The 3,013-nt window shown below is 31.5% G+C and carries 3 protein-coding genes; 1 reads left to right on the top strand and 2 read right to left on the bottom strand.

Translation table 11 applies throughout. From position 1 onward, the window contains the following. Positions 1-235: 235 nt before the first annotated feature. Complete coding sequence (locus CD129_RS08245) at positions 236-1,450, bottom strand: NupC/NupG family nucleoside CNT transporter (RefSeq protein ID WP_115337749.1); 1,215 nt, start codon at positions 1,448-1,450, stop codon at positions 236-238. 174 nt (positions 1,451-1,624) lie between these two features. Beyond that, the gene (locus CD129_RS08250; protein ID WP_016912763.1) at positions 1,625-1,834 is read right to left on the bottom strand and encodes a hypothetical protein; all 210 of its coding nucleotides are present in this window, start codon (positions 1,832-1,834) and stop codon (positions 1,625-1,627) included. 233 nt (positions 1,835-2,067) lie between these two features. Between CD129_RS08250 and CD129_RS08255 the strand changes: the two genes are divergently transcribed. Next, positions 2,068-2,898 carry an aldo/keto reductase gene (locus tag CD129_RS08255; protein WP_115337750.1) on the top strand — a complete coding sequence of 277 codons (831 nt, stop codon included), beginning with the start codon at positions 2,068-2,070 and terminating at the stop codon, positions 2,896-2,898. The last annotated feature ends 115 nt before the right edge of the window (positions 2,899-3,013 follow it).

A 3,013-nucleotide genomic window follows, 5' to 3' on the forward strand; every position in this document is an offset into this window, starting at 1 on the left:
TTGTTAAATTGTTTATATCTGAAATAGTTCATACAGAAGACTCCTTTTTGTTAAAATTATACTATAAATTCAACTTTGCAACAGAACCATTAATATTATAGAAAATAACCACATAACAATACTTGAAATATCTAGCACACGTCTGAGCATGATATCTCCCCCTTATAAAAAAGCAACAAGTACATTAAATGTGCTTGTTGCTTTTAAATTTAATCTATATAAGTATTTATTAAGCTTACCAAGCAAATAATCCAACGAATGCAGCTGTTAACAGTGATACTAAAATACCTGAAAGCAGCATCATTGGTACATATTTAGATACAAAATTAGATACATCGTCTTTGACAATGCCCTTGAGTGTTCCTATTATCATACCAATTGTAGAGAAGTTAGCAAATGATACTAAGAAAGTACTAATTACTGCCGCTCTATGTGTTGAATATTCACTTATCTCTTTACTGATTGTACTCATCACAACAAATTCATTTGTTACAATTTTAAGTGCCATTTGTTGAGCAACTACCCAAGCTTCGCCAACTGGCATACCGAGTAAAATTGCAAATGGGAACATAAAGATACCGAGTATGTACTCTAATCTTATGTTTGGTAAATATGGAATAGGATCCATAATACCTAATAATTTATTAATCAAGTCTGCGATTGCAACAAACGCGATAACAAACGCGATAATGATTAATACAAGTTTACCTGCATTGATTACTGAATCCCCTAAAAATGAGAAGAATGGTTGTCTTTCCCCTTCGTCTATCTCAGCTACAACATCTTCTTCTGGATCTAAATCAAATGGATTTAAAATAGTTGTTACAATAATTGCATTAATTATGTTTAATGGTATAGCAGTTAATACATATTCCCCCGGTATCATTGTGACATATGCACCAACAATTGCACCTGAAACTGAACTCATAGACATCATTGCAACTGTTAATACTCTGACTTTATTCATAGACGTTAACTGTTTAGATGATACTGCTAAAGCTTCCGTATTTCCTAAAAACATCATTTCAATAGAGAAAAACGACTCAAACTTAGGTTGTCTCGTTACTTTTGAAATAACCCAACCTAATATTGAAATGAATTTTGGTAAAATACCTAAATACATTAAGATATCAAATATCGGTACAACTAGTAGAATTGGTAGTAACGCTGAAACTGCCATATCCATATTCCCTGGTCCTGGCGCTGTGAAGCTACCAAATGCAAATCCAATTCCCGAAAAAGCAGATTCTAAAAGCCACGACACACCATCAGCCGCACCTTTAACAAATTTTGCTCCAAAAGAAAATTGAGTGAAAAACCATGCTAATGCTAAGTTAATAGCAATAAGTATGGATACTGATTTCCAATCAATATTCTTTTTATCCCTAGAAAAAAGAAAAGCGACACCAATGAATACCAACAAACCAATTATATTGATGATTAGAAACATTGTTTATTGTCCACCTTTTTATTTATTAAAAACACCACAATTATAACATGCAAATTAAAAGTATGTTACTACATTTTAAAAACACAATTACAATTTTTTAAATAAAATTTAAAAAGCGAATAAACCTAGACGGCTTATTCGCTTAAATTATTATCATATACTCGTTAAATTCTATTATTTAGGATATTGATCAAATTGATTAATAGATTGATCACATTTCATACTTATAGCTAAATAAACTATATAACCAGAAACCAGTACCATGATTAAAGCATACACTGTTAACACATAAATGTTAGATATAATGAATGTATTAAACAGTAATAACATGAGTATCATTATCGCATCAATAATGCTTAATGAAATAACACATACACGCTCCATTTTAACCCTTCTTTTCTCCATAATATGACTCTAGCTATTAGCTACTTACCTTGCGCAATGAGATACATATTACTACATTCATTCTATGAATTCAATACGTTTTACTAAAAATTAAAAAAAGAAATTTTATCTTCAAAAACTTTCGCAAGCTAATTACTGAAGTACGTAATTCATAATATGATATAGTTTACAATTGTAGAGTCTTTATATTTTAAATAGGAGGCATTATAATCATGGAAAATTATAATTTAATTGATGGACAAGCGTTACCGCAAGTAGGATTTGGTACATATAAGCTAAACGGAACAACTGGCGTACATGCAATCGTAAATGCACTAAATAATGGATATCGAATCCTTGATACTGCATATAACTATGAAAATGAAGGTACAGTTGGTAAAGCCATTCAAGAAAGCCACGTAGATCGCGACCAAATTATTGTAACTTCTAAATTACCAGGACGTTATCACAGTTATGATCAAGCAATAAATGCCATTCAAGAATCTATTTATCGACTTAGCGTTGAATATCTCGACTTATATTTAATACATTGGCCAAACCCTAAACAAGGAAAATATGTCGAAGCATGGAAAGCATTAATCGATGCTCAAAAACTTGGACTTATTAAATCTATCGGTGTATGTAACTTCTTAGAAGAACACATCGAAACATTAGAAAAAGAAACAGGCGTGTTACCAACTGTTAACCAAATAGAATTACACCCTTACTTTAATCAAAAAGACGTACTAGAATACCATAAAGAAAAAGGGATTATAATAGAAGCATGGAGCCCACTAGGTCGAGCATCAGAAGTCATAAACGATGCAAAAATCGGACAAATCGCAGAGAAATATAACAAAACTATTCCACAAATCATCTTAAAATGGCACGTACAAAACGGTGTAGTACCAATCCCTAAATCTACATCAATCGCAAGACAAATACAGAATATAGATATTTTCGATTTCTATTTAGAATCAGAAGACTTAGCTATAATCGATGCATTAACACAAGACAACGGACGTCTTAAAGATCAAGACCCAGCAACATATGAAGAATTTTAAAAAATAAAAAAGCCTGCCAACTATTGTGAACTGTACCCTGTCAAGTAGACAACTAAATAATAAAAATGGATTTTTGGTCGAATTCATAGCTAAGCTATGGATTCGGCCATTTTTA

Origin of the sequence: Mammaliicoccus fleurettii (genome assembly GCF_003970575.1) — a bacterium.
GTDB classification, from domain to species: Bacteria; Bacillota; Bacilli; order Staphylococcales; family Staphylococcaceae; genus Mammaliicoccus; species Mammaliicoccus fleurettii.

Bases quoted from the DNA above. Each gene is read 5' to 3' on its own strand.
- CD129_RS08245 (WP_115337749.1), bottom strand. From the start codon at position 1,450: ATGTTTCTAATCATCAATATAATTGGTTTGTTGGTATTCATTGGTGTC.
- CD129_RS08250 (WP_016912763.1), bottom strand. From the start codon at position 1,834: ATGGAGCGTGTATGTGTTATTTCATTAAGCATTATTGATGCGATAATG.
- CD129_RS08255 (WP_115337750.1), top strand. From the start codon at position 2,068: ATGGAAAATTATAATTTAATTGATGGACAAGCGTTACCGCAAGTAGGA.